19 protein-coding genes and 1 pseudogene are annotated in these 24,861 nt (G+C 31.9%); 14 read left to right on the forward strand and 6 right to left on the reverse strand.

What is annotated here, in order from left to right:
- The first annotated feature begins 96 nt into the window (after window positions 1–96).
- From EG358_RS07960 to EG358_RS07985, 6 genes are all read left to right on the forward strand, one after another.
- On the forward strand, window positions 97–936 hold the full coding sequence (locus EG358_RS07960; RefSeq protein WP_076561561.1) for a toprim domain-containing protein: 840 nt from the start codon (window positions 97–99) through the stop codon (window positions 934–936).
- Between the two features lie 197 nt (window positions 937–1,133).
- Window positions 1,134–3,584, forward strand: a complete 2,451-nt coding sequence (locus EG358_RS07965; RefSeq protein ID WP_083677063.1) for a heavy metal translocating P-type ATPase — start codon at window positions 1,134–1,136, stop codon at window positions 3,582–3,584.
- 51 nt (window positions 3,585–3,635) lie between these two features.
- Window positions 3,636–3,785: a cbb3-type cytochrome oxidase assembly protein CcoS gene (ccoS, locus tag EG358_RS07970; RefSeq protein ID WP_076561562.1), complete on the forward strand. Its 150-nt coding sequence runs from the start codon at window positions 3,636–3,638 to the stop codon at window positions 3,783–3,785.
- Between the two features lie 136 nt (window positions 3,786–3,921).
- On the forward strand, window positions 3,922–4,374 hold the full coding sequence (locus tag EG358_RS07975) for a FixH family protein (RefSeq protein WP_076561563.1): 453 nt from the start codon (window positions 3,922–3,924) through the stop codon (window positions 4,372–4,374).
- Between the two features lie 183 nt (window positions 4,375–4,557).
- Window positions 4,558–5,583 (forward strand): SDR family oxidoreductase, encoded by a 1,026-nt coding sequence (locus EG358_RS07980; RefSeq protein WP_076561564.1) that lies wholly within the window; start codon window positions 4,558–4,560, stop codon window positions 5,581–5,583.
- Window positions 5,584–6,156 (forward strand): Crp/Fnr family transcriptional regulator, encoded by a 573-nt coding sequence (locus EG358_RS07985; protein WP_076561565.1) that lies wholly within the window; start codon window positions 5,584–5,586, stop codon window positions 6,154–6,156.
- 830 nt (window positions 6,157–6,986) lie between these two features.
- Here the strand turns inward: EG358_RS07985 and EG358_RS07990 are convergent.
- The 6 genes from EG358_RS07990 to EG358_RS08015 form a co-directional block, all read right to left on the reverse strand.
- Window positions 6,987–7,823: a DUF6625 family protein gene (locus EG358_RS07990; protein WP_076561566.1), complete on the reverse strand. Its 837-nt coding sequence runs from the start codon at window positions 7,821–7,823 to the stop codon at window positions 6,987–6,989.
- Window positions 7,824–7,970: 147 nt separating this feature from the next.
- Window positions 7,971–9,041, reverse strand: coding sequence for a TlpA family protein disulfide reductase (locus tag EG358_RS07995; RefSeq protein ID WP_076561567.1), 1,071 nt, complete (start codon window positions 9,039–9,041; stop codon window positions 7,971–7,973).
- A gap of 107 nt (window positions 9,042–9,148) precedes the next feature.
- Window positions 9,149–9,307, reverse strand: coding sequence for a hypothetical protein (locus EG358_RS08000; protein ID WP_159436381.1), 159 nt, complete (start codon window positions 9,305–9,307; stop codon window positions 9,149–9,151).
- A gap of 464 nt (window positions 9,308–9,771) precedes the next feature.
- Entirely contained in the window at window positions 9,772–10,443 is a 672-nt protein-coding gene (locus tag EG358_RS08005; RefSeq protein WP_076561569.1) for a glycosyl transferase, read from the reverse strand.
- The gene (locus tag EG358_RS08010; RefSeq protein ID WP_076561570.1) at window positions 10,440–10,928 is read right to left on the reverse strand and encodes a hypothetical protein; all 489 of its coding nucleotides are present in this window, start codon (window positions 10,926–10,928) and stop codon (window positions 10,440–10,442) included. Before EG358_RS08010 ends, EG358_RS08005 begins: the two co-directional genes overlap by 4 nt.
- A 775-nt stretch (window positions 10,929–11,703) precedes the next feature.
- Entirely contained in the window at window positions 11,704–11,976 is a 273-nt protein-coding gene (locus EG358_RS08015) for a hypothetical protein (RefSeq protein ID WP_076561571.1), read from the reverse strand.
- 228 nt (window positions 11,977–12,204) lie between these two features.
- Here EG358_RS08015 and EG358_RS08020 point away from each other — a divergent pair, with 228 nt between their 5' ends.
- The 8 genes and pseudogenes from EG358_RS08020 (at window position 12,205) to EG358_RS20020 (ending at window position 24,690) form a co-directional block, all read left to right on the forward strand.
- Complete coding sequence (locus tag EG358_RS08020; protein ID WP_076561572.1) at window positions 12,205–13,803, forward strand: T9SS type A sorting domain-containing protein; 1,599 nt, start codon at window positions 12,205–12,207, stop codon at window positions 13,801–13,803.
- A 2-nt stretch (window positions 13,804–13,805) separates the two neighbouring features.
- Window positions 13,806–17,189, forward strand: coding sequence for a hypothetical protein (locus tag EG358_RS08025; protein WP_076561573.1), 3,384 nt, complete (start codon window positions 13,806–13,808; stop codon window positions 17,187–17,189).
- 9 nt (window positions 17,190–17,198) lie between these two features.
- Window positions 17,199–20,771 (forward strand): DUF6443 domain-containing protein, encoded by a 3,573-nt coding sequence (locus EG358_RS08030; RefSeq protein ID WP_076561574.1) that lies wholly within the window; start codon window positions 17,199–17,201, stop codon window positions 20,769–20,771.
- Window positions 20,772–20,774: 3 nt separating this feature from the next.
- On the forward strand, window positions 20,775–21,254 hold the full coding sequence (locus EG358_RS08035; protein ID WP_076561575.1) for an SMI1/KNR4 family protein: 480 nt from the start codon (window positions 20,775–20,777) through the stop codon (window positions 21,252–21,254).
- Window positions 21,255–22,303: 1,049 nt separating this feature from the next.
- Window positions 22,304–22,675, forward strand: a complete 372-nt coding sequence (locus EG358_RS08040) for a hypothetical protein (RefSeq protein WP_076561576.1) — start codon at window positions 22,304–22,306, stop codon at window positions 22,673–22,675.
- Window positions 22,676–22,812: 137 nt separating this feature from the next.
- A pseudogene (locus tag EG358_RS19805) lies at window positions 22,813–23,628 on the forward strand (RHS repeat-associated core domain-containing protein); the annotation flags it as partial.
- The gene (locus EG358_RS08050) at window positions 23,597–24,292 is read left to right on the forward strand and encodes a hypothetical protein (RefSeq protein ID WP_076561577.1); all 696 of its coding nucleotides are present in this window, start codon (window positions 23,597–23,599) and stop codon (window positions 24,290–24,292) included. The pseudogene EG358_RS19805 and the gene EG358_RS08050, both read left to right, overlap by 32 nt.
- A 221-nt stretch (window positions 24,293–24,513) precedes the next feature.
- The gene (locus tag EG358_RS20020) at window positions 24,514–24,690 is read left to right on the forward strand and encodes a transposase (protein ID WP_083677064.1); all 177 of its coding nucleotides are present in this window, start codon (window positions 24,514–24,516) and stop codon (window positions 24,688–24,690) included.
- The last annotated feature ends 171 nt before the right edge of the window (window positions 24,691–24,861 follow it).

The raw sequence follows: 24,861 nt of genomic DNA on the forward strand, positions 1-24,861 counted from the left end.
GGTTTGGACATTTTGTAAAACATAACTAAAAAAAAGAATAAAGTCTTTTCTATTTTAAAGAAACAGCAGATTGAGTAATTGCTTAAAAAGAAAAAAATGAATTGTGAAGAAGCCAAACAAAGAATTTCCATCAGAATGCTTTTAGAGTCGTTTAGTCTTTTCCCGGCCAAGGAAAATGGCAAATCTGCATTTTATTTTGCTCTGGACAGAGAAGAAAGAACACCAAGCCTTTTCGTAGATTATGTGAAAAATACTGCATTTGATTTTGGAACAGGAGTAAGCTACGACATCATTTCTATAACGAGACAAATCAACAAATGTTCTGTGTCCGATGCTTTGAATTTTCTGGAAAATATAAATAGAATTTTGATAAGTGAAAAGCATTCTGGTTCGGAACAAATGGCACCTCGTTACAATATTAATAAAGTTTCTGAGATCCAGCATCCCGCATTGATCCGGTATTTAAAATCCAGGAGGGTGTCGGAGCAGAGTCATTGGGTCAGAGAAGTACATTATCAAATTAAAAGTAGAGCATATTTCGGTATAGGTTTTCAAAACAATTCCGGAGGTTTCGAGATCCGAAGCCCATATGCGAAAATATGTCTGGGAAAAAAAGATATAACGCTGCATAAAAATATGCTGAACAGTGAAAATGAAATTGTAATCTTCGAAGGCTTTTTTGATTTTCTGACCTACAAAAAAATGATGACTGATAAGCTGGATTATTCCGATTGTCTCATTTTGAATTCAGTGACCATGCTTTTTAAAGCCCAAAATTTATTATCGGATTACAGGAAAATTTCACTTTTTCTAGATAATGATACCGCAGGTGAAAAAGCCAAGAATATCATTAAAAACACTTATGAAAATGTTGAGGACTGCTCTTTTATCTACAGAAATGTTAATGATCTTAATGAGTGGATCTGCAGTGAATAAACTATGAGAATTTGTATTGCTTATTTATTGATGAACATTAATACGTCTGTAACTTGTTTATCTATGTAGTAAGAAGATCAAGATGATTACATTTCAATTACATACTGATTAGTATGATAAGTGTCATAAAAGAAAACAAATAAAACCAACCGGTACGTATGTAAATTGTTATAATTTTGTATCAATAATTTGGGCATATGATTGAAAACTGTTTTCACTGCGGGCTGGATATTCAAAAGATACGCATACCTTTTGATGAAAAGATTTTTTGCTGCAACGGCTGCAGATCGGTCTACGAAATATTGAACACCAATAATCTCACAAATTTTTACGAGTTAAACAAAAAAGCGGGAATTCGTCCGAGCGATGAAAATATTTCTCAATTTGATTATCTTGATACTCCCGAAATATTTGCCAGGATTACCGACTTCTCGGAAGGAAGTACAAGTCTTGTTACTTTTAAGATTCCTGTCATCCACTGTTCTTCCTGTATATGGTTATTGGAAAGCCTTCATATTTTGAATAAGGATGTAAAGTATTCTCAGGTAAACTTTACCCGTAAAACCGTCAAGGTTTCATTCAATCACAATAATTTGAAATTAAGTGAATTGGCAAAGTTTTTAACCAATTTGGGCTATAAGCCGGCAATAACTCTGGAAACCGCCGATAAAAATGAAGATCATTTGGACAAATCACTGCTCGTAAAGTTTGCCATTGCGGGATTCGGTTTTGGAAACGGAATGTTTCTCGCATTTCCCGAATATATCGGAGGTGAAGATTTTTGGATAGAGCACTACAAAGGTCTGTTTCGATTTTTAATGTTTATCCTTGCACTTCCCGTCGTGCTCTATTCGGCTTCCGATTATTACAAATCTGCCTGGTACGGTTTGAAAAATAAGATCGTCAATATTGACGTTCCCATTGTTCTCGGGATTTTTGTGTTATTTGGACGAAGTGTCTATGAGGTTTTAACAGATTACGGTGCAGGATACTTTGATACTTTATGTGGACTTCTCTTCTTCATGCTTATGGGTAAAATGTTTCAGAAAAGAACATATAGTTCTCTGTCTTATGATCGAGACTATAAATCATTTTATCCGATTGCTGTCACTAAGGTTGATTTTGGAGGAAAGCAGGAAAATATTTTGTTGTCTGAGGTTAAAATAGGAGACAGAATTCTGGTCAGAAATCAAGAAATCATACCGGTTGATGCGGTTTTGATCAATGGAAACGGTAATATTGACAACAGTTTTATTACGGGAGAAAGTGAGAGCATCAGCAAGCAGCCGGGTGATAAAATCTATGCGGGTGGGAAACAGATCGGATCGTCTCTGGAATTGGAGGTGATTAAAAATGTAGATCAGAGTTATCTGACTCAGCTCTGGAACAAAGAGGCTTTTAAGAAGCATGAGACGGGACTGGATACTCTGATCAACGAAATCAGTAAATACTTTACGCTCATCATTGTCGGCATTGCAAGTATTGCCGGAATTTACTGGTACTTTATTGATCTGGAGAAAATGTATCAAGTGGTATCTGCAATCTTAATCATCGCTTGTCCATGTGCATTGGCTCTTTCTTCACCTTTTACTTTTGGGCATGTGATGAGAATCTTAGGTAGGAATAAATTTTACGTAAAAGATACACTGACGATTGAGAAAATTGCAAAATTGGATGCTGTTGTTTTTGACAAAACAGGCACTATTACTGAAAGGAAAAAAAACATTATTAAGTTTGAAGGTGATGAAATTAATGAATTTGATTTGCTGAATATAAAGACTTTACTTAAAAATTCAAATCACCCTCTATCAAAATCTCTATATGAATTTATTGATTGTGATGATCATTATTTTCCTGTCGAAAATTTTTCTGAAATCTCAGGAAAGGGATATCAAGCGTACATTAGAGGGAAATTATACATGATAGGGTCTGCCAAATATATTGGACAACCGTCAAAACATCATGAGACTGCAGTTTACATAAGTATAAATGGAACATTTATAGGGAATTTCGTATTTAAAAACGAATATCGTGCGAATCTTAAAGACTTGTTCGCCAAATTAAACCTTTACAAGATATTCATTTTGAGCGGAGATAACTCTTCCGAAAAAATTCAGCTGAAAACCATCATCCCGAATGTTAGTTCCATGGCTTTTAATCAAAGTCCCGAAGATAAACTCAATTATATTCAAAAACTTCAGAATGACGGAATGAGAGTTGCCATGCTCGGAGACGGGCTGAACGATGCCGGAGCTTTGAAACAAAGTAATGTAGGTATTGCAGTATCCGACGATACCAACAGTTTCACACCTTCTTCCGATGTTATCATGAACGGAGACAAGGTTACCAGGCTTGATGATTATCTTAATGTTTGCAAAGGTTCGATAACTGTTGTGAAAATGACTTTCGGTATCAGTATTCTTTATAATATTGTGGGGTTGAGTTTTGCTGTTACAGGAAATATTTCACCTCTTATTGCGGCTATTCTGATGCCTATGAGTTCGATCACGGTTATTTCTTTTACAACTCTTTCGACCTGGATTCTGGGGCGGAAATATTTTAATAAAAAGCAGGCAAGAAAGTATGAAGACAATAACTTTAGTGAAACTGAAATTGTTCACAAAACTTCCGAAGCAGTTATCTTATAATCAAAATGATCGATATAAGTGAGTTGAAGATTTTATAAAAAATTATACAGTATGGATATTTTATATTTGATGATCTTGTGCAGTGTCTCTTTAGCTGTTGTTTTCCTGATTATCTTTATTGTCAATGCACGACGTGGACAGTTTGAAGATGATGAGTCTCCTGCAGTGCGGATACTTTTTGATGACGAAATGAAGGAGTAGATCTTTTTAGTGAGGATATGTTGATTTGTCTAAACAAAACGTTGCCATCGGAGTTTACGACATGAAGGAAAATTGGTCGACTCTTATCAAACCTATTTTGATGGTCTTTTTATATTAAAGTTTTAAATTTTAAATTATGAAAAATTTCACTTGGGGACACGCTATTGTTTTAGCCCTTGCCTCTTTTATTATATTTATTTTATCAATGTTATTTTTGTTTCCGAACGGGCAAAAAAACTCCGAACTGGTAACTGAACATTATTACGAAGAAGAACTTCAGTATCAGGATGTGATTGATGCTAAGAAACGTGCAGACAATCTAGCAGAAAAGCCGGTTTATTCTCAGTCTGCGGACGGAATTACTCTGAGATTTCCTCAGGATATTAACAATACAAATTCTACGTTCAGTTTTGTTTTAAACAGAGCAGAGGACCAGAATTTAGACATCAAAAAAGCGATAAAATTAGATGGTAATCAGTCATTCACTATTCCTAAAGCAGTATTAAAAGCCGGAGGTTATACTTTAAGACTGAGCTGGACAAAAGATAAAACTGACTATAGAGTCGACTATGATGTGATATGGAAATAGCATTGATCATATCTGCAATTGGTTTAGGCTTGCATCCGGTTTTCACAGTATCGGAATGTTAGGTTCTTATTATTATAAAAATTTTATTTCAATAAGCAGTTTTGCAATAGACTATGTTATTTTTTACCAATTGTTAATTGCTGAGTATTAATTGATTGGGAACTTTGTAAAAAGTTTTAGGATATGAGTAATAAAAAAGTATTATTAACAGGTGTCACAGGATTCTTAGGTTCTCACACAACTATTCAACTTTTAAATAAAGATTTCGATGTAATTGGAACATTGAGAAGTAGGGATCGAATTAGTTCTATTAGAGAAATAATAGGAAAGTACTCACCCAACATTAACAATCTAACTTTTGCAGAAGCGGATTTAAGCGATGAAGAAATCTGGCTTGATCTTACAAAAGGTGTAGATTATGTACTGCACATTGCTTCACCTTTTCCTCGCGAGCTCCCTAAACACGAAAACGAGCTGATCGAACCAGCTAAAAGGGGGACGTTAAATATTTTGAAAGCCGCTACTGCAAACAGTGTAAAACGAGTAGTTATGGTTTCTGCTTTGGGCACCATAACCTACGGTAAAACAAAAGAGGAATTGAGTAATGTCTTTGATGAAGATGATTGGACAGATGAATCTAATCTTAAAGATACAACAGCTTATTATAGAAGCAAAACTATTGCTGAAAAAGCTGCATGGGATTTTCTTGAAGAAGAAGAATCAAAGTTGGAATTCACTACTATTTGTCCTGCTGCTATTTTAGGACCCGTAATAGATAATGATTATGGCACATCTGCAAATATTATCATAGGCCTTCTTAATGGAAGCCTTCCTGCGTTACCTAAAATTGAGTTTGATATTGTAGATGTTCGATCTGTGGCTGATTTATTAATAAAAGCTATGGAAATGCCACAAGCTGTAAATAATAGATACATTGCATCTGCCGGACATTACAATTATAAAGAAATCGCACAAATCCTGAAACAGCAATATCCTGAAAGAACAATACCCACTTTTTTACTTCCTGATTTCATTACAAAAATATTTTCTATTTTTCAACCATTATTGAAACCTGTATTGCTTGAAAATGTAACACGAAAGATTAATTCGGGCAAAGCCGCAAAAGACCTAAATTGGCAACCGCTATCAGCGAAAGAAGCCATTCTTTCATGTGCTGAAAGCGTATTGGAAAGTAAAATTGTTATTTAAATGGAAAAATTAGTACAAGCATTATCTTTCGGCGGTGTTCTTTCTGAAAGAGATATTGAAATTGTCGCAAATTCCTTCCGGATAAAAGAACTAAAATCAGGAGAATATTTTCAAGAATCCGGAAATCCGGCCGATAAAATTGTATTTGTAGAGAAGGGGATACTGAGGGTTTACCGCAGGGATGAAAAAGGTAATGACGTGACAAAATATTTCATAAGAGAAAACCGGTTCTTTGCAGATATGATAAGTTATTATTCTGCACAACCTGCTGCAGATTCCATTGAGTCTGTAATCTCTTCAAAAATATGTTGGATCTGCTCTAAAGTTTTTGAAAAACTAATGCATGAAATTCCCAATCTGCTTATTTTTTTCAAGAGTGTTTCAGAATCTACATTACTAAATAAATTGAAGGATAATGATTTTTTAAATTTTGGAAGCGCAAAGACCAAATATCTTGAATTTGTTAAACGCTATCCCGAACTAAGTTTGCAAGTTCCGCAACAACATATCGCATCGTATCTTAAAATAACGCCACAATCCTTGAGCAGAATCAGAAGTGAAATTTTGAAGTAACAAAGCTGCTTATTTATCATTAAAATCCAATACACTTTATAATATTTTGCATGGTTAAAACGCTTATTTTATAGTGCTTTAGACTGAAATATCCATGTCTGAGATGACTTAAATATCATTTTACAAAATAATACATCATATTGATTGGTAATAAATAGTTTCTAAAATTAAAAAACTTCGCAATTAAAAATCATCAATCAATGCCAATGCTATTGCGATAAAAAGTTTTGTGTAGACTCTTTTATGAGAAGCTACTTATTTGTTTGATCTGGCATTCTCAATTTTGTCATTTCTAAATCGGCATTTAACATCGCCGTTTTTTCATTCAAGGCTGACTGACTATTTTTTACATAAAGGTTGATCGTTTATTGGAATCAGAATACTGTTTCAAAAAGTCCAACCTAATTACGATCAAACTATACCATTATGAATTAAGGATCAATGGATCAAAAATAATGATTAAAGGCTGCCGGGCTATCAATGTTGTCCTTTCAGATTACCACAATAATAGTAAAATGATAATATCACTTTCAAAAGCCATAATGTCGAAGGAATGCTAATATGAACTTCCTGATTTCAAGATCAACGATGAGCTAAAATTTCAGCTCAACAGAAAAATACAACGCAACCACCCAAATTGTAAAATGAGGTCAATCTGTTATCAGCAATGGAAAACGAAGTTTGACCATTAGGAAAATATGCAGTATATTTTATGAGCAATTACTTAGTCTTAATTTTTTGATGAAACTTTAGGGTCTAATATTTCTTTACCAAATGAATACTTTGGGAAATTTTAACAAAATAAACAATTATAATTAATCAGAATTTTTTTATTTAAAATATATTCTGGTTGAACTTATATAGTAAGTTTCAGGGATTTTCTTTGGCCATGTTGTAGGTTTAAATTTCTTCTTAAGCCAAAAAAGGTGATACATTACTGCCTCATACTTATTTCTATATATAATCTTTCCTTTTTCAAATTTAAGATGCCCTTCAAATCCTTCCATTAAAATAAAATCAAAATAAGTTCTCACTGTTTTTTCTAATTCAGCCTGCTTCATTAGATGTGTGAAACTTTCTATCTCTGTTTCTATATCGAAAATAGAAGAGCCATCCACTAAATAGTCCCAAGCGAAGCTACATTCGTCAAAACAATAGTGTTTTGATTCAGAAAAAACTTTTTTATAATCTTTACTTTTTTGAAAATAATTATTCATTAAGTCTATATTCCTATAAAGTCCAAAACATCCTGTCGTATAATCATGTCGCACACTTAAGTAATCGTAATTTTCAAGAAGTTCACTGGTGAAAAAAGATCTGATATCACCATAGATAATATCTAAATCACAATGTCCCCAGAAATCATAGCCTTTAATTAATTCAGGAAACATAAAACCATAAGCGGGTTTGAAGTCGCAGAGTTTATAAGGATAATCTATATTAATGTTAAAGTTCAGCTTTTCCGATGTCGAAGAGATTATTTCCGGTAGGCTTTTTAAAATAATCTTCACATTTTCCGGAAGATTGGGAACTTCATCAGTATTGTCCGTAATTATTATAAAGTCTATGTTTGAATTATAACTGCAAGAATGCAGATAATATGGCAAATACCAAGGATATTCGCCATACCAGCATGTTATGAGTATAATTTTATCGAATGCTCTCATATTCTATTCATTATGCTATGTCATATCGAAGATGATCGATATAAAAGTGTTGATTAAACTATTAAAAACCTGTAACGTGATCCTGTTACATGTTGAGAAAAAATCTAAATCTTATTAAATCTATTAGAAATTAATTAAATCCTTCCGTTATTTTTGATCCAGTAAGCTTTTTAGCTCATCAGGTGAAATATCTTTTGCAATGATTTTGCCGTGTGAATCAAGTAGAAAGTTGGTAGGAAATCTGGTGATGTTAAGATTTATCGCTTCTACACCATTTTCATCCAAGACATTTAGCCATTTTAAATCGTAATTTTTAATTACTTTTTTCCAGTTTTGAATGTCCTGACTGCGGTCTGTTGATATACCGATATACTCAAATCCGCTTTCATTATATTGGTTGTAAATGCTTTTGTATGCGGGTAAATCTTTCAGACATGGGGCACAATAAGAAAACCAAAAATCTATCAGAGTGTATTTTTTTCCATATCCTTTTTGAAGTTGTGTTTTGTCAATGGTTAGCGCTGGAAAGTCATTTCCCATTGTAAATTTTTTATCTCTCTTGATAGTAAGAATTAGATCTTCATAAAGCTTTGATTTTTTGATTTTATCTCCAAAAAATGTCAAATTTTCAGAAAATCCCTCATTAAATCCGATATATCGGTAATCAGAAATAATCATCCATAAGGCTACATATGAATTTGGATTTTCTTTAATGTATTTTCTTAAGAAATCATTTTTTTTTATGAAATTATCACTGTCAAAAGGCATAAGCTCTATACCGTTGTCTTCCAACTGCTTAACAATAAGATTAAATTCTTCTTGTGACTTGCTATGAAGATCTATATGCTTGTATTTGATCAAGTCATTAACAGACATTTTATAGTTGGTAGCACTATTATCAACAAAAAATGTTGCGAAATACACTCTATTTTCTTCTTTGTCATAGTAGCTAATCTCAAGAGCGTGTGGGAAATCATCAATTATACCGTTAATTAAAAACTTGTTATTTATAACTTTTACTTTGTTATTAAGCAATTTTAGTTTGGCTGATGCGGTATCCTTAACATTTAATTGTATCGGATAAATGGAAAGTTCTTTATTATTATAAAATTTTGATGTTCCTTCAATTAAAAATTTATTTTGTGATGATAATAAAACAAACGAAAATGTTAAAAGTATTGGTAAAAGAACTTTAAGTTTTAAGATAGTAATTTTCATTATTTTTCCAATTTTAATTAAAAAAATAAATGTTATCAATCTATAGAATTTATATTATATATAGACCAATAACATTTTAATTTATTTTTTAAATAATAAAATTAATCTTAGCAACAAGCAAAACCGTTACCAGGACCATTTACAAATCTGTGTTTTCCTGACGGGCAAGCTGGATTTGTAAGGATGCATAGTGTACCACCACTACCTGCCATAATACCTTTCAATTCTTTCCTAGATAATTCGTTTTTTGCTACAGCAAAGCTCATTTTCTTTAGCTTTTTTTCCATAATAAATTTTGTTTGTTTAGTTATACCATTATTGGTTTTTAAATATGACAATAATGAGTGAATTAAAAAAGAATTTTAACAATTATTAACATTTTAAATTTTAAAAGCAATAAAATATGGTCATGCTGGAGCTACAACAGTTAATTTTAACAACTCGTAATTATCCATCATAAAAGGTTTTAAAAAAATTAACTATAGTTTATGATTTGTTAACTTTTTTTATGAACTTTTATCAAGTGATAAAATGTTTAAAGTGTCCGAACAATTCGCTAAACAAAAGCGAATTTATTCTATTAGCCAGTTCTACACAGATATTAGTGATTTAAATTTTCATTGATAATCCCCAGTATCGAAATTATATCATATTTTAAGCAAACCTCGGTCGAAAATGTTAACTCTATTTTAAACTTGCAAAATGAGGCGATATTTGTAGGTACAAATATTTAGATGTTACTTTCTTTAATGAGCTCAAGATATTTACGATGGTAAAATGATAATTCTTTATTTGCATTTTTAAAACATGTTTCAATGTCATCCTCATTATTATTCAGATTTTGGATATCAGAATATCCAAAACCTTTTTGAACAGATATAAATGGATACATCACCATTTTATTTAATGTAAGTTCTGAAAAAACATTATCTGCCCCATCTTCATCACCAAATTTCACATTTAAAATTTGTTCATAAAATTTTTGATAAATGACTACAAATTGAGTACACCAAAAATGATTAATCCAGAATCTGTTTTCGGTAATTGGAACCACATAGTTAAAACCACCTCCGATTCCACCTAATAAAAGATCTGCACCATTAGCATGGGCACCTATTATATTTGAAATGAAATATTCTTTAGAGTAAGTGTCTGTAAAAACATGATCATCTTCTATTAATAAGATAACATCATCTTCATTAGTTTGCGCTAACTTGATAATCTTTACAATACTTTCCCACAGACCTACATTTCCATTTTGATGTTCACAAGCTTCAATAATATGAATATCAAATTCATCTTTTCCATCAAATTCTTTTAAAACGCTTGTCAAACGATCTTCTCTTTTTTTAAGATTAATAATGTAAGTGGGTATAATAATATCTTCAAACTGTTCATTCATGATCGATAAAATTTACGAATGTGTTTAAGGTCTTCAATAATAATATTAGATCGCTCATAATGATCGACCCCAGAGGAGCTTGGTTCTAAAGTAATAAAAGGGTGCATAACAAAAATGTTTTCTGCAATTTCAGATATAAAATCCTCAAGATTAACATTGTTGAGATGTTTATTCTTAATGATTTTATAGAATATCTTGTTAAACAAAACTATGAAATTGAATCCATGAAACTTTTCAATACAAAATAGATTTTCATCAATCTGTAATATCTTATGAAAATTTTGTACTCCTCCTAAAAGTATATCTGCACTTTTTTCTTGAGCTTTACTGATACAGGTATTTATATATTTATTCAGTGAGATATTATTATTTTTTTTTGATGTGTTGCATATAATGACAAAAGCACTATCTATATTTTTAATTAATATATCAGCAATCTTTTGTAAATGATCCTTGGTTTCACAGAAATAAATAATATTATCCATACTTTCCACAAATTAATGTCTTTATTAAAAATAAATATATAGTAAATATAGCAATTAAAAAAAATTAGCTATTCTTATTTTTTTTAATTGCTATATTTTTTATTTCTTCATACTTATCGTTTGTTGAAACAGTGAATCCAATTAGGGGTAAATTTTCCATGTTCAAAATTTAACATTTTTAATATCCGCAATTATTCTGATCCATATGGCCCAAATGTTTTTTTGATAAGCGAGTAACCTTTGAACCTTAGTCAATAGATCACTAATAGCTAAAAAAGGAAAAAACAAATATCTGAAATGAAGATCTTCCGCTTTATACAGATTTACATCCAATCTAATTTCAGTTTTTTTCTATCATATTAAAATAAAGAGATTTCGTTAGGCTAATAACTGTGCACAAAGTTAAAGCAATGGCATTAATGCCAAATGATTAATCAGTATACAAATATGGCTCTCCGAAACAATGAACTTTGAATGAGAGTCCGTGTACGAATTTCTTTCCTTCATCAAACTTATTGCTGATTTTTAAAGTTCCCTATTGTATTTGAAATTATTTTTTATGAAGAACCTTCACTTAAAAATAATTTAATTTTCAGAATAGGATTTTAGTAATGCCCGTTTTCAAATAAATATCTTCTGCAATAACCATATGAAATAAGTGGATTCTCTAAAGTAATAAATTTATATATATGTTCATTATTGAGTAGTAGTGGTTTTTTGAGATTGATTAGAAGTTATATTGCAAGTTTAGTTGGTAAAATATTAAATTCCAATGCTAATTGATTTCGTCTTCCTTTCCTTGCATAGCACTATTTAGAATCTGCTCAGCTTCTGAGAAAAATATGTTAATCGATATTTCAAATCCATTTTGCATAAAAAAAGTAACTTGCCCATCATTATTGTGACTTAGAAAAACAATATTGCATGCGTTTATCAAAACTGGCTTGCCTAAAACTTTTGCTCCTTCAAGAGAATTAGGTCTTTTAATACCTAAAATTACTTTTTGGCTGATATAAATCAAACTGTTACTATTGCATTTTAACCTCATGATACAAATTTAATGTTTTAATATTCACGCCGAATTAAATAGGTTTAATTTTAACTAACCGAAAAATTTGTACCGTTTTATTGCAATAAAATCACGTCACGTTTTGTCGTGATAGGTAATTATGTTTGCGAAATCAATATGAATCTTATCATATTAATTCTCATTAAAGAATGACTTATTGCGTTAAATAAAAGTTAAATTTGCACATCGTTAAAACAAACTCAAATCATGAAAAAGCTCTACATGAGTGCATTTTTCGTATGCACAACAGCTGTATTGTATGCACAGGATGTGATATGGCAGAAAGATATTAAATCTTCTACTCAGGATTTTCTTTCACAAGTCACCACAACAATAGACCAACAATATCTTATAACAGGAAGCTCTATTCAATCTAAAAAAATAACTTCTGAAAGCAAACAAAATAATGGCTACGATTTTCATCTTGTTAAATTGAATCAACAGGGAGAGGAAGTCTGGGAAAAGTATTTCTCGGGACAAAATCATGATTTTCTTTCGGCAACCATTTCCACACAGGAAGGAGGATTTCTTTTAGCTGGAACTTCTTTTTCAGGAAAAGGCTTGGATAAAAAAGACGCTTCAAGAGGAGGATCTGATATCTGGCTGATCAGAATCAACGAATTCGGAGATGAATTATGGCAGAAAACTTTAGGAACCTCTCAGGATGAAGAAGCAAGATCTGTGATTCAAACCGCTGATTTAGGTTTTATGGTCGCAGGAAATGTGCAGAACGCAGCCAATGGCTTTGGTTCTAAAGATGTGACGGTAACAAGGATTGATAAAAACGGAAAAGTTCTTTCAGAAATAACTTTAGGCGGAAGAGGTCTGGATGAGGTTGAAAAGATGATTCCTACACCTGACGGAGGAGCTTTGCTGGGTGTTTACTCAAGAAGTCATTCAACAACAGGAAATAAAACGGTAAAGAGTGATGATAAAGAAAATCCTGTTACAACACAGTTTACTGCGAAAACAACAGAAAATTTCGGAGAAGGTGATTACTGGATCATCAAACTAAGCAAAGACAATAAAGTAGAATGGGAAAAGAATTTCGGAGGTAAGGGTGATGATCATTTGAGAACGATGGTTTTTACTTCTTCGGGATATATTATTGGCGGAGAATCGAGATCTGAGAAATCAGGAAACAAGACCGTAGGAATTGAAGAAGGAACCGATGTTTGGTTGATCTCTTTAAACACTAAAGGAGAAGAACAGTGGCAGAAATCTTACAGCTTTAAGAATCGTGATATCCTGATGGGTATGAATGTGATCAACACAGGTGACGGGAAGAACTCGAAAGGTGTTTTACTCGGAGGATATACTCAGGCTGAAGGAAGAATTGAAGCGGATGATGAAACTTTCTGGATGCTGTATATCGATAATAATGGAAACGAACAGTGGCGAAAACATGTAAAAGGTGAATCGAGAAAGAAGGAGGAAAGACTTTCGGATCTGAAAATGAATAAGGATGGTTCTATTGTTTTGGCGGGAACAAGTGCAGAGGAGTTGGGTAAAGAGAACTGGAAGATTGTAAAGCTTGGAGACGAGCAAATCGATCAGTTAATCGAGAAACAGAATATGAAAATCTATCCGAATCCTGTTTCAGATTATTGTTATGTCGAAATAGGGTTTGATTTTAAAGAAGCGGATATTACTTTGTATGATATGGGTGGAAGACAGCTTCAAAGCTTAAAAACAAAGAATAAAGTGACTAAAATAAATACGCAGAATTTAATTCAGGGAGCGTATCTGATTGTAGTAAAAACTGATACCGAAAAAACTGCGAATGCTAAATTGATTAAAAAGTAAACATGATGAAGAAACAAATTTTATTATTTTATATATTATTATGTGGGATTATATATGGACAATCAGCAAATAACTATGCTCCAATAACATATCCAACATCACCTGATGTAACTAAAATGCAAACTTATGGGCAGGTTCCTGTAACACCTTATTCTGGCCTGGCAAATGTTTCCATTCCAATATACACTATTAAAGAAGGTGATTTTGAATTTCCCATTTCTTTAGACTACAATTCCAGAGGTATAAAAGTACAGGAGGAAGCATCGAGAGTGGGCTTAGGATGGTCATTAGGATTCCCTGGATTAATTAGCAGGTCAATTAACGGTCAAGATGATTTTATAGGTGGATACGGACAACTAAATGGTAAATACTTTAATTCTAAGGCAAATGATGGAGCAAGTTATGTTCCGGACTTAATTGGATATTATGCAATTCCTACTGATTATTTAAAATTAGGATTAGACACCAGATTGTGGCCAACTGATTATAAACTTGAAAATTACATTCAAGCAGACAGAATAAAAGATAATACTGATTTTCAGCCAGATGACTATTTTTATAATTTGCCTAATTATTCAGGTCGTTTTATTTTTAAACGAAATAAAACAGCTGTACTAGAAAAGATTCAAGATAATTTAAAAATTGAGATTCTTGATTCTTTAAATAATGTAGGCCAGCCCACAATGAAGAAAATGAAGGTGACTGATAAGCAAGGAAATATATATACATTCAACGATTTTGAATCTTTAACATTTCAAGGCTCAAATATAACAAAAACTGACAATGCATGGTATGTTTCTAAAATTAAAACAAAAGAAGGTAAAGAAATAAAATTCACTTATGAAACTCTTCAATCATCACCGAGTTATAATTTGTATGACTATGCAGGGATGCCAATTGATTTTTATGATGGTAACTACGTCAATACTACATTTCCATTTGGCGAACTAAAAGTGTATGAAGGCTTAAAATGGTTTACCTGTAAACTAATTAAGAAAATAGTTTTCCCATCAGGATATATCATCTTTACTTATGATACAAGAACCGATATTTATAATGACAAAAAAATAGTAGAAATTAGTATTTATGATTTGAACAACAAATTAATCAATAAGATAAAACTAAATCAGGATTATTTTAATACAAATTTTACCTCGATACTTACAGATTTAGGTGAATGGCAACAAAATCAGGTTGGGTTTTCAAATAGACAAGATTATTTAAATAAGAGATTAAAATTTACATCAATTGACTTTTTGGATAAAGATAATCATATTATAAATACACAGCAGTTTCAATACAATGATGAGTATATACCTGCAAAGAACTCCACGGCAATAGATTATTGGGGTTACTTTAACGGTGTTGCAACTAATCAAAATCTTTTTCCTGCCTTTTCTATAACAGTACCGGAAGCTGAAGGTAGTGCAATTGGATATGCTTTCCCTCAAAACAATATTTTCCGAACGGGATCAGAAATTCTGTTATCAATACCAGGAGCAAATAGAGATGTTAATCCGCTTTATACTAATGCATTAACATTGAAAAAGATAGTTTATCCTACAAAAGGATCCACTACTTTACAATATGAAAATAATACCTATAATCCAAAAAAATCTTTTGTCAATGATTATAATGCAAGTAAATATTCGATTTATCAAAACAATAATATAAATGGTAATCTATATAATTACATAGGAGGTCTAAGGATAAAGACAATTTTAACAGATGACAGTAATGGAGGGATTTACAAAAAGGATTTTAATTATCATTATTTAGAAGATACTAATAATGATGGTATTGCTGAGAATCACTCGTCTGGGTATTTATTAAAAAGACCTAGTTTATTCGATTTCAGAAAGAAAAGGTCTTTGGAATATTTTCAAGCGGGAAATGGCCCCAGCAATCCTGATCTAAATGGAATGAATGGATATGCACTAATTAGAAATATGGCATTATATGAAAATGATTATATCGGATATGAAAATGTTGAGGAAGTGGATGAAAATCTGATAACCTCAGAAAAGATAAAAAAAACGTATAGTTATTATATATCTCCAACTCTTGTATATAACGTTTATGCATTGGGCAAGGGCATTAAGCCACCTAAGCCAAATTTTCAGGAACCGATGAATTTCCCAATGTTAAGTGCTTTTAGTAATATGAATTCATTTAGCATTAAACCACACAAGACAATTAATAATAGGGCATACTTCAGAGACTATACTTTTGACTATAAACCCTTTGAAGTTAAGGATGAAGTAGGTGTTAAAAATGGTTTACTAAAAGCGATTTTATACTATTCATACAATAACACTTTTTCCCTTGTATCAGAAGAAAATTATGATTATCAAATTGCTCAAAAAGATTTAATGTGGGGTTGTATATATGATCATACAATGACTGAAGGATATATTGGACAGATGAATAATACTAGTTCATTGAACCCCGTAAGTAATTATTATTTCCAATATTTTAATCCGCTTCCTTTTATAAACCCTTACACCAATGGAGTTCAGAATACAGCAGGTTATCCCTTTTCAATTTATAACTTAATTTACAGAACAATTTATCCTACTTATAACCCAGGAGCTTCGGTAATTATAAAAAAACAATATTTAAATGGCCAAGTTTTATCTTCAAAAACAGAAAATGAATATGTTTCTGCTTTTGATAATAATATTGGCAGAGGAAATTTATTAACCTCAAAAGTTTCGTATCCTGATGCCTCTATAACTGAAACGAGATATAAATATTCGTTTGAAAAAAATAACATACCATTAATTAATGCTAATATTGTTGGTATTCCACTGGAAACAGTGGTGGTTAAGAAGAGGAACGATTTAGATGCGGGAAAAATACTCTCTCAAACAGAAACGAAATATGATAATCCTTCAAACTTATTTCCAACCTCAATATTATCCTCAGATCTTCAAAATCCTACAGTTTCTTCTACGGAAGCTACTTATGATCAATACGACTCTAAAGGCAATATTTTGCAGTACACGACAAAAGATGGTGTTGTAACATCTATTATCTGGGGTTACAATTCTACCCAGCCTATCGCAAAAGTAACAGGTGTATCATATTCTGTAGCAAGCGCATTGGCAACAGATATTATTTCGGCTTCAAATGGTGACATTGATACAGGTACTGAGCAGACTTTAATAGGAAAATTAGATACTTTCAGAAAACTTCCTGCATTGCAAAATGCACAAATATCTACCTATACCTATGATCCACTGATTGGAGTGACGAGCATTACTCCTCCTTCTGGAATTAGAGAAGTTTACTTGTACGACTTAGCCAACAGACTCAATGAAATCAGGGAATATAATGTCACAGGTAAAATCATAAAAGAATTCAAGTACAACTACAAACCATAAAACATAAATATGAAAAAAATACTTATCCCCATAGGAACTTTACTGTTGTCAGGTTTAGTTTACGGACAATTGAGTCCTACAGAAAATTATGTTTACACAAAAACATATCTGGATTATAATGGGACTACAGCTTCTAAGACTTCGGAAACGGTTCAGTATTTCGATGGTTTAGGCAGACCTAAACAGATTGTTAATATCAAAGCATCCCCACTTGGAAAAGATGTGGTTACTCCGATTATTTATGATGGATTTGGAAGACAAACAAGAGATTATCTGCCTGTTCCTCAGCTATCGACAAGCAACGGGGCAATATATACTCAAGCTTCAGTATTGGTAGATTTTCCCGTAGGAGATCCTGCAAATACTTATACCAATGAGAAGGCATTTGCCGAAAAGCAATTGGAAAACTCTCCTTTAGACAGAATTCATCAACAGATTCAGGTGGGAAATGACTGGGCAAGTAAACCTGTAAAGTTTAATTATGAGGCGAATGAGGTAAATGATCGTGTCGGGAATTTTGGTACAACGACAACCTGGGTGGAGAATGCTACAAAAACGATAGTAAAAACAGGAAATAATCTCTTTTATGCAACTGCACAACTTTATAAAAGCACAGTCACAGATGAAGATGGTAATAAAACCATAGAATTTAAAAACGGACAGGGACAAATAATATTGGTTAGAAAAGTATTGAGTGCAACCGAGAATGCGGATACTTATTACATTTATAACGAATACAATCAGTTAGCCATAGTCGTACCACCTAAAGCCGCTTTTTCATTTTTTGAGGAATATGGCGCTGGGAGTGATGATGAAATACCAAATGATATTTTAAACAACCTCTGCTATCAGTACAAATATGATGGCAGAAACCGTTTAGTAGAAAAAAAACTTCCGGGGAAAGGCTGGGAATATATGGTGTATGATAAAGCAGACCATCTTGTGGCCACACAAGATGCCAATTTAAGGCAAACCTCAACATGGCTCGTTACCAAATATGACAGATTCGGACGAGTGATCTATACAGGATTAATGCCTCTTTCCAATGAAACCAGGGGAAGTTTGCAAGGAATGACCAACCCTCATGTAATTGTTGAATCTAGCAACAATACTGGATTTACGAAAAATGGAATGCAAATCTATTATACAAATAATTTGTACAGTCAGATAGAAACCGTATTATCTGTCAATTATTATGATACCTATCCTGCAGGAACTCCTGCAATACCAACTCAAATTTTAGGACAGAGTATTCTTTCACAAGATGCCCAGAACTCCAATATGAGTACAAAAAGTTTACCTACAGCTTCTTATATGAAAAATATTGAAGATGATAACTGGACAAAAAACTATACGTGGTACGACCAAAAAGAAAGATCAATCGGAAGTCATTCTATCAATCACTTAGGGGGCTATACCAAAACAGAATCTCTTCTTGATTTTTCAGGAACTCCAAAGATGACTATTACCAAACATAAAAGACTTGATAGTGATACCGAAAGAGTGATTACTGAAAACTTTACTTATGATCACCAAAACAGATTATTAACCCATACCCATCAGGTTGATAACAATGCTGTGGAATATCTTGCTCAAAATAAGTATAATGAATTATCTCAGTTAGAGTATAAAAAAGTTGGTGGAATGAATTTGGGTCAAGGTTTACAACAAGTAGATTACAAATACAACATCCGAGGCTGGATGACGCAGGTTAATAATCCTACAAATTTAGGAAGTGATTTGTTTGGTTATAAAATCAAATATAATCAGGTAGAAGGTGAACAGACTCCTAATAATGATTTCTTAGCACTTCAGGTAAAACCAAAATTCAACGGTAACATTGCAGAAGTAGACTGGAAAACCTCCACTCAGGAAAACGAGCCTCTTAAAAGATATGGCTATGTATATGATGGATTAAACAGGTTATTAGCAGGTTTTTATCAAAACGAAATCAATCCTACAGCTAAAGAATATTTTGAAAAAATAGATTACGACTTAAGCGGAAACATTATGAGACTCCAACGTTCCGCAGAGCTCATGACAGGAAATACTGCAGCGTTTAAGATTGATAATCTTAAATATGATTATTTAGGAAATAGGCTTACAAAAGTTACTGAAGAACAGATTGGAGGCAATAATGGCTATCCTTATCTGGCAAGTCACAATACGATTGAGTATGACAATAATCTGGCTAACGGAAATGGTAACATGACCAAACATTTAGATAAAGGTATTTCATCAATTCAGTATAATTTTCTAAATTTACCAAAGCAGATTACTCAGAATGCACAGGTAACCAATTATGTTTATCGGGCAGACGGAGTAAAAGTAAAGAAGCTCTTTGGAGATATAGAAACCAATTATCTGGATGGTTTTCAGTATAAAAGTACAATGCCATCAGAGAGTGGAAATGGTGGAGGTGGTATTGGGGTTATAGATCCGAATGAGGTTGCTGTTATGAAGCTGAGAATTATTCCGACTTCGGAGGGATATTTTGATGCTTTGAGCAATCAGTATATTTATAATTATACCGATCATCTAGGAAACGTAAGACTAAGTTATAGTGATACGAACAAGGATGGTATTGTTCAACCAAGGAGATATTTTTGGCAACAATGTGATGGACCATGGGATCCTTTTAATCCACCTAATTGTATTGATGGTTGGAGACCTGGCGAGATTGTAGAAGTAAACAATTATTATCCTTTTGGATTGATGCATAATTATACGGCTACCACGCAGAATGCTTATCAGTATAAGTATAATGGAAAGGAACTGCAAGAGACAGGAATGTACGACTATGGTGCAAGATTCTATATGCCGGATATTGGAAGATGGGGTGTAATAGATCCGTTGGCGGAAAAATACCAACCTTTTAATGCCTATAATTATGTTTTGAATAATCCAATTAGTAATATTGATCCCGATGGGATGGATGTTATCGAAAATTCAACAAGCGTTACATATACCGGATCTGATGCACAATCAGCTTTTAAAAATCTTATTGCTAATACGTCGTCAGATAGTGGAGATGATAAAAAAAATCCACGAAAAGCAGGATCTATTCCTAAAGGTATGACAGAAGCTGAATCATTAATAGAAGTGGTTAAAATTGATGGAAAGAAATACCATAAAAATACAACTAATCAGTTCGCCGTACTTTTAAATAAAATAAATAGCAGCCTTAACGGCGATGATGATTATTTCGTAGAACATAAAGAATATGATCCTGTGTTAGCTAAACAACTTCAAACAGGAGCGAATGTAGGTTCATATTTCATAGGAGGAAGCGTAGCAAAAACAGGAATAAGAGTAGTATCTGAGAAAATTTTTGTAAATAATTTAAAAAAATTAGGATTTAAGGAATTACAGGTTGTAGTTAAAGGTTATCATCCTGAAATGAATACTTTTTTCCGATCGGGTGGAAAAGAAGCCGTTAGTAGTAAAGCTTTACAAGCCTATAAAGAATTAGCGACAAGAATAGTTAATGGAACTGGAGGTGCTCCAGCCAGTAAAGCCACTGAAACTGCTCTGAGAGTACAAATTCAAAGAATTGAAATGATTAATAAAGCTTTAAAATAAATTATGGAGGAAAAAGAACAAAGTCAATTAATTTTATTAAAAAATAATTTTGTAAATGAGGGGGTAATTAATTTCATGACCGTTAATGATTTAAAAATAAATGAATTTCAAAATAATAATAAAATATTAATTCCATCAGATCTTAAACAATATTTTTTATTAATAAATGGGAGCAATGATATGCCATTAGATAATTTATATGAATTTTATAACATTAATAGAATCACTAAAATATTTAATGAATTTAAAGATTGGAACGGAGTACCAGACTATAACAAATTAGAGTTTCAACAATTTGAAAATGTTTTTATTTTTGGAAACTATGAATTTAATTTTTACTCTTTTGGAATAGAATTATCCAATACATTATCTTCTATAAATAGAATTTTTATCTTTTGCGGAAGTGAATATAGAATTATTGCTAATAGTTTTAGTGAATTTATAGATTTGTATCTGGATAATCCCGAAGAAATATATGTATAGTCTTTCCCACACTGGTACGAGGGTCACGCTCGTTCCTTAGATAAAAGCCTCGCAAATTGCGAGGCTTTTATTTTTATAGTGTAGTAGAAACTAATGATATTGATCTGGATATGCAAATAAAAATTCCAGTATAAGTTTAAGTTAAGCTATATTTTTATAGATTCTGTTTTAATTTTTAAGTTCTTCTTTGCCTGCAATTTGGAATTTCTGAGGAATTTCCAAACAGTGTACGATATCTGAAAAGTTGGTCAGGATCAATGCGGGAAGATCGAGTCGCAAAATACGCAGTGCATTTGCAGGGTCTAAAAGAGGAAAGAAATTTCTAGAAAATTTACAGTAGTTTTTGCGGTTACTATTATAAGTGCAAATCCTGACAGATCAAAAACTGTTGATAGGGAGGAAGGTTACAGAAGACTCTTCTTTAATGTTAATAGGCTGAATTCAGTATGTTTTCAATGTAGGATTTAAACAAGGTTTGTAAATACCTTCAAAACATTCTATCAACAAACGGCATTTTGTCGATTATTTGCCTTGAATTTTTTTAGGAAATATTGTAGATATTTCCTACAAAACTTGGTTGAAAAGTAGGTCGGGTAAAAATGCAATTCCTTTCGCCGGTCGGAAACGCATTTTTGCAAAAGAGGAGCAATCCATTCAAAACATTCCGGACTCGGCAATTCTTTGTTTTGAAAAGTTTGCGGGGTTTGTGTTTTTCTCAATAAGTTTAATATTTGTATTCAATAAGCATAATAGAGCATCAGTAATAAGCATGCGATTACAAATGTATTTGTATTACTTTTGTTTTTTTAGTATTTCCAATATAATATGATACAGCAGCAATAAAAATGTCTGTCGGAGACACAATCAAATTGCGGTTCGTACTATAAACTTATGAGTAGTAACTTCATATTGTCAAGAACTCCTAGTAGAACATACAGTAATAGTAACCAAGTATTATTAAAAGATGAGGTGTCATTTAAAAACAAAACAACAGGTGAAGTGACATCATTTGGAACTTATCAGGGTATTTATAAAAAATCTCAAAAAAAATGAAATTAGTAAAACTGTTTTTTCTATTATTTATAATTAATTATGGTTCTCAAAAAACCAAAGATTATGATATTGTAAATGCTGCTGTTAAAAATATAGAAACAACGTCAAGTAGTTATATATTGTATTTACAAAATGATAACAGTAAGTTTATAGTTCCTGTTTCTAAGTATTGTGAAAAAAAAGGAAAAAAAAGAATTGAAGTTGGAGGTAAATATTCTTTTCATCTTAAAAAGGATATAAGTATTGGTAATATTGAGGAAGAAATTTTTAGTCAAAAAGTTGATGATAAAGTTGTTTGGACTGCTGATATGAAGAATACGATTTATTATGATCAATGTGAAAATGCCTGCGGATTATATATACAATAGTTCTTCCTCTAGGTAACGGTTCAAATATGGAATGATTAAATTACCTCCCGCTCCTGCATGATTATATCGGGTGGCATATAATAGGTGACCTCCTAAAATACGAGGTTACCTATTAGTATAAGTGCAACGGAAAAGAACTTCAAGAGACCGGAATGTATGATTATGGCGCAAGATTCTATATACCGGATATTGGTAGATGTGGCGTTGTAGACCCGCTGGCGGAGAAAATGACTCGTCATAGTCCTTACAATTATACTTTTAATAACCCGATTAGGTTTATTGATCCAGATGATAGAGAACCTCAGCATATTGATCCGAGTAAAATTTTTGATAAAAATAAAGATGGTTCTTATAAAAATCCCAAATTAGTACAAGCATGGAATCAATTTGCAACTTCTAAAGAAGGACAGAATTTTTTAAAAGATTATGCAAGCCCTGGGCAAGTTGTAACAGGGCACAAGTATTCTGATGCAGGTGGCAAATATGATAAAGCTGGCATCGATTTAAGTTTCGATAACGGTAAAGCACTTACCACTCGTAATTCAGATAGAACAGTTACTCCGGCAAACGGTATTACAACTATAAAAGAAGAAAATGGAAGAATGAATTTTCAAGTAAGTATTATGGATGGAGCATTTATAGATAGAACAATAGAGACAGTCACTCATGAGTTAGGGGTCCATGTAAAATTAGGCGCAGCAGATTATTTTGACAATAGAAAATTCGATTTTTCTACTGGCTACGAATCAATAGCAAAAGATGGATATACGCAATCTTATCTGAATAAATATTACGGTCCAAATTCAGGTAGAAGTACAAATACTCCAGACCACTTAGTTAATAAAAAAACAGATCAGGCATATAAATTAGGCTCGCCAATTATAAAAGCCCTTTATCAAAAATATAATATAAACAGAACTGATGCACAAATTAAAAACCTTTATAATAACTAGTACTTGTTTACTATCATTAATTGACTGTAATGATAATAAAATACCTATTTCGGGTATTTATGCAAATAATAATCAATTTGTAATTATTGAAAATAATAAATTATTATATCCCTTTGAATCTAGAATTAAATTTCAAAATGATAATGTAATTCTTAATAATCAGGAATACAAAAAATTATCAATTAATGAAAATATTGCTAATTTTGATAGTTTAGAGGTTTCATACAATACTGACAATTATGAACATAAAGGAATTAAAGAGTTTGATGCTAAAATATTTCAGAATTCAATCATATTTTATGATGTTGAAAATAATATTACAAAAAAAATTAAATTAGATAAAGAATTTAAAAAATGGTTCAATTTTTCTTTACAGGAAAGAAAAATGGACACAAAAAACATTAATAAGACAAACAATTTTATTATTTGTCTTATTAAATATAAAAATAAAGACACTAAAATTATTTATGCAAATGCATTTAATGATAAAAATGATTTACGATTATTTATGACATTACTTGTTACTTATATTTCAAGCAATAGAGAAAAAGCAACCACTATTGAAAAAATGAATTTCAAAAGTTTAGATTCATTGGAAAATTATATAGATAAAACTAAAGGTGGCTTAAAAAGAGTACCATTACCACCTAAACCCGATGCCTAAAGTTTTCTGACTTTGAGCAAATAAATAAAAAACCCTCGCAACTTGCTAGGGTTTTGTGTTTTATAGCATAACAATATTTTTCTAGGACTACATTTTTTTGACTATATAATCTCTAATCGTAAGCTTGTAACCAAAGCTTTATCTTCTTCGTGTAAGTCTCCCTAAAAACCAGACATTTTATAACCCTAAAATTATTAACAAAAAACGATTAATTTTAGGTTATAAGAAAAAGCAAATTTAAAGACAGCCAAATTTTGGCTATTTTAAAGGAATATGAGTTAGGACAAACAGCAAAAGAATTGTCTCGGAAATATGGTTTTCATTATCAGACTTTGCACGATTTGAAAAAGAAATTCAGGGGGATTAATTCTCCCAAAGTACTGGCAAAAATTAATTAACCGGAATTAGAGAATAATCGCTTGAAGAAGATGTTTGCAACCTTAGTTTGGAACTTGAAGCATTGAAAGACGCACTCTCAAAAAAGTGGTAAAGTCTGCACAAAACAGGAAGTGGTTGCTTATCTGGTTTGAGAATATCCGATGAACATTCGGCAGGAGTGTAAATCGTAA

Source organism: Chryseobacterium indoltheticum (assembly GCF_003815915.1).
In the GTDB taxonomy this organism is placed as follows: domain Bacteria; phylum Bacteroidota; class Bacteroidia; order Flavobacteriales; family Weeksellaceae; genus Chryseobacterium; species Chryseobacterium indoltheticum.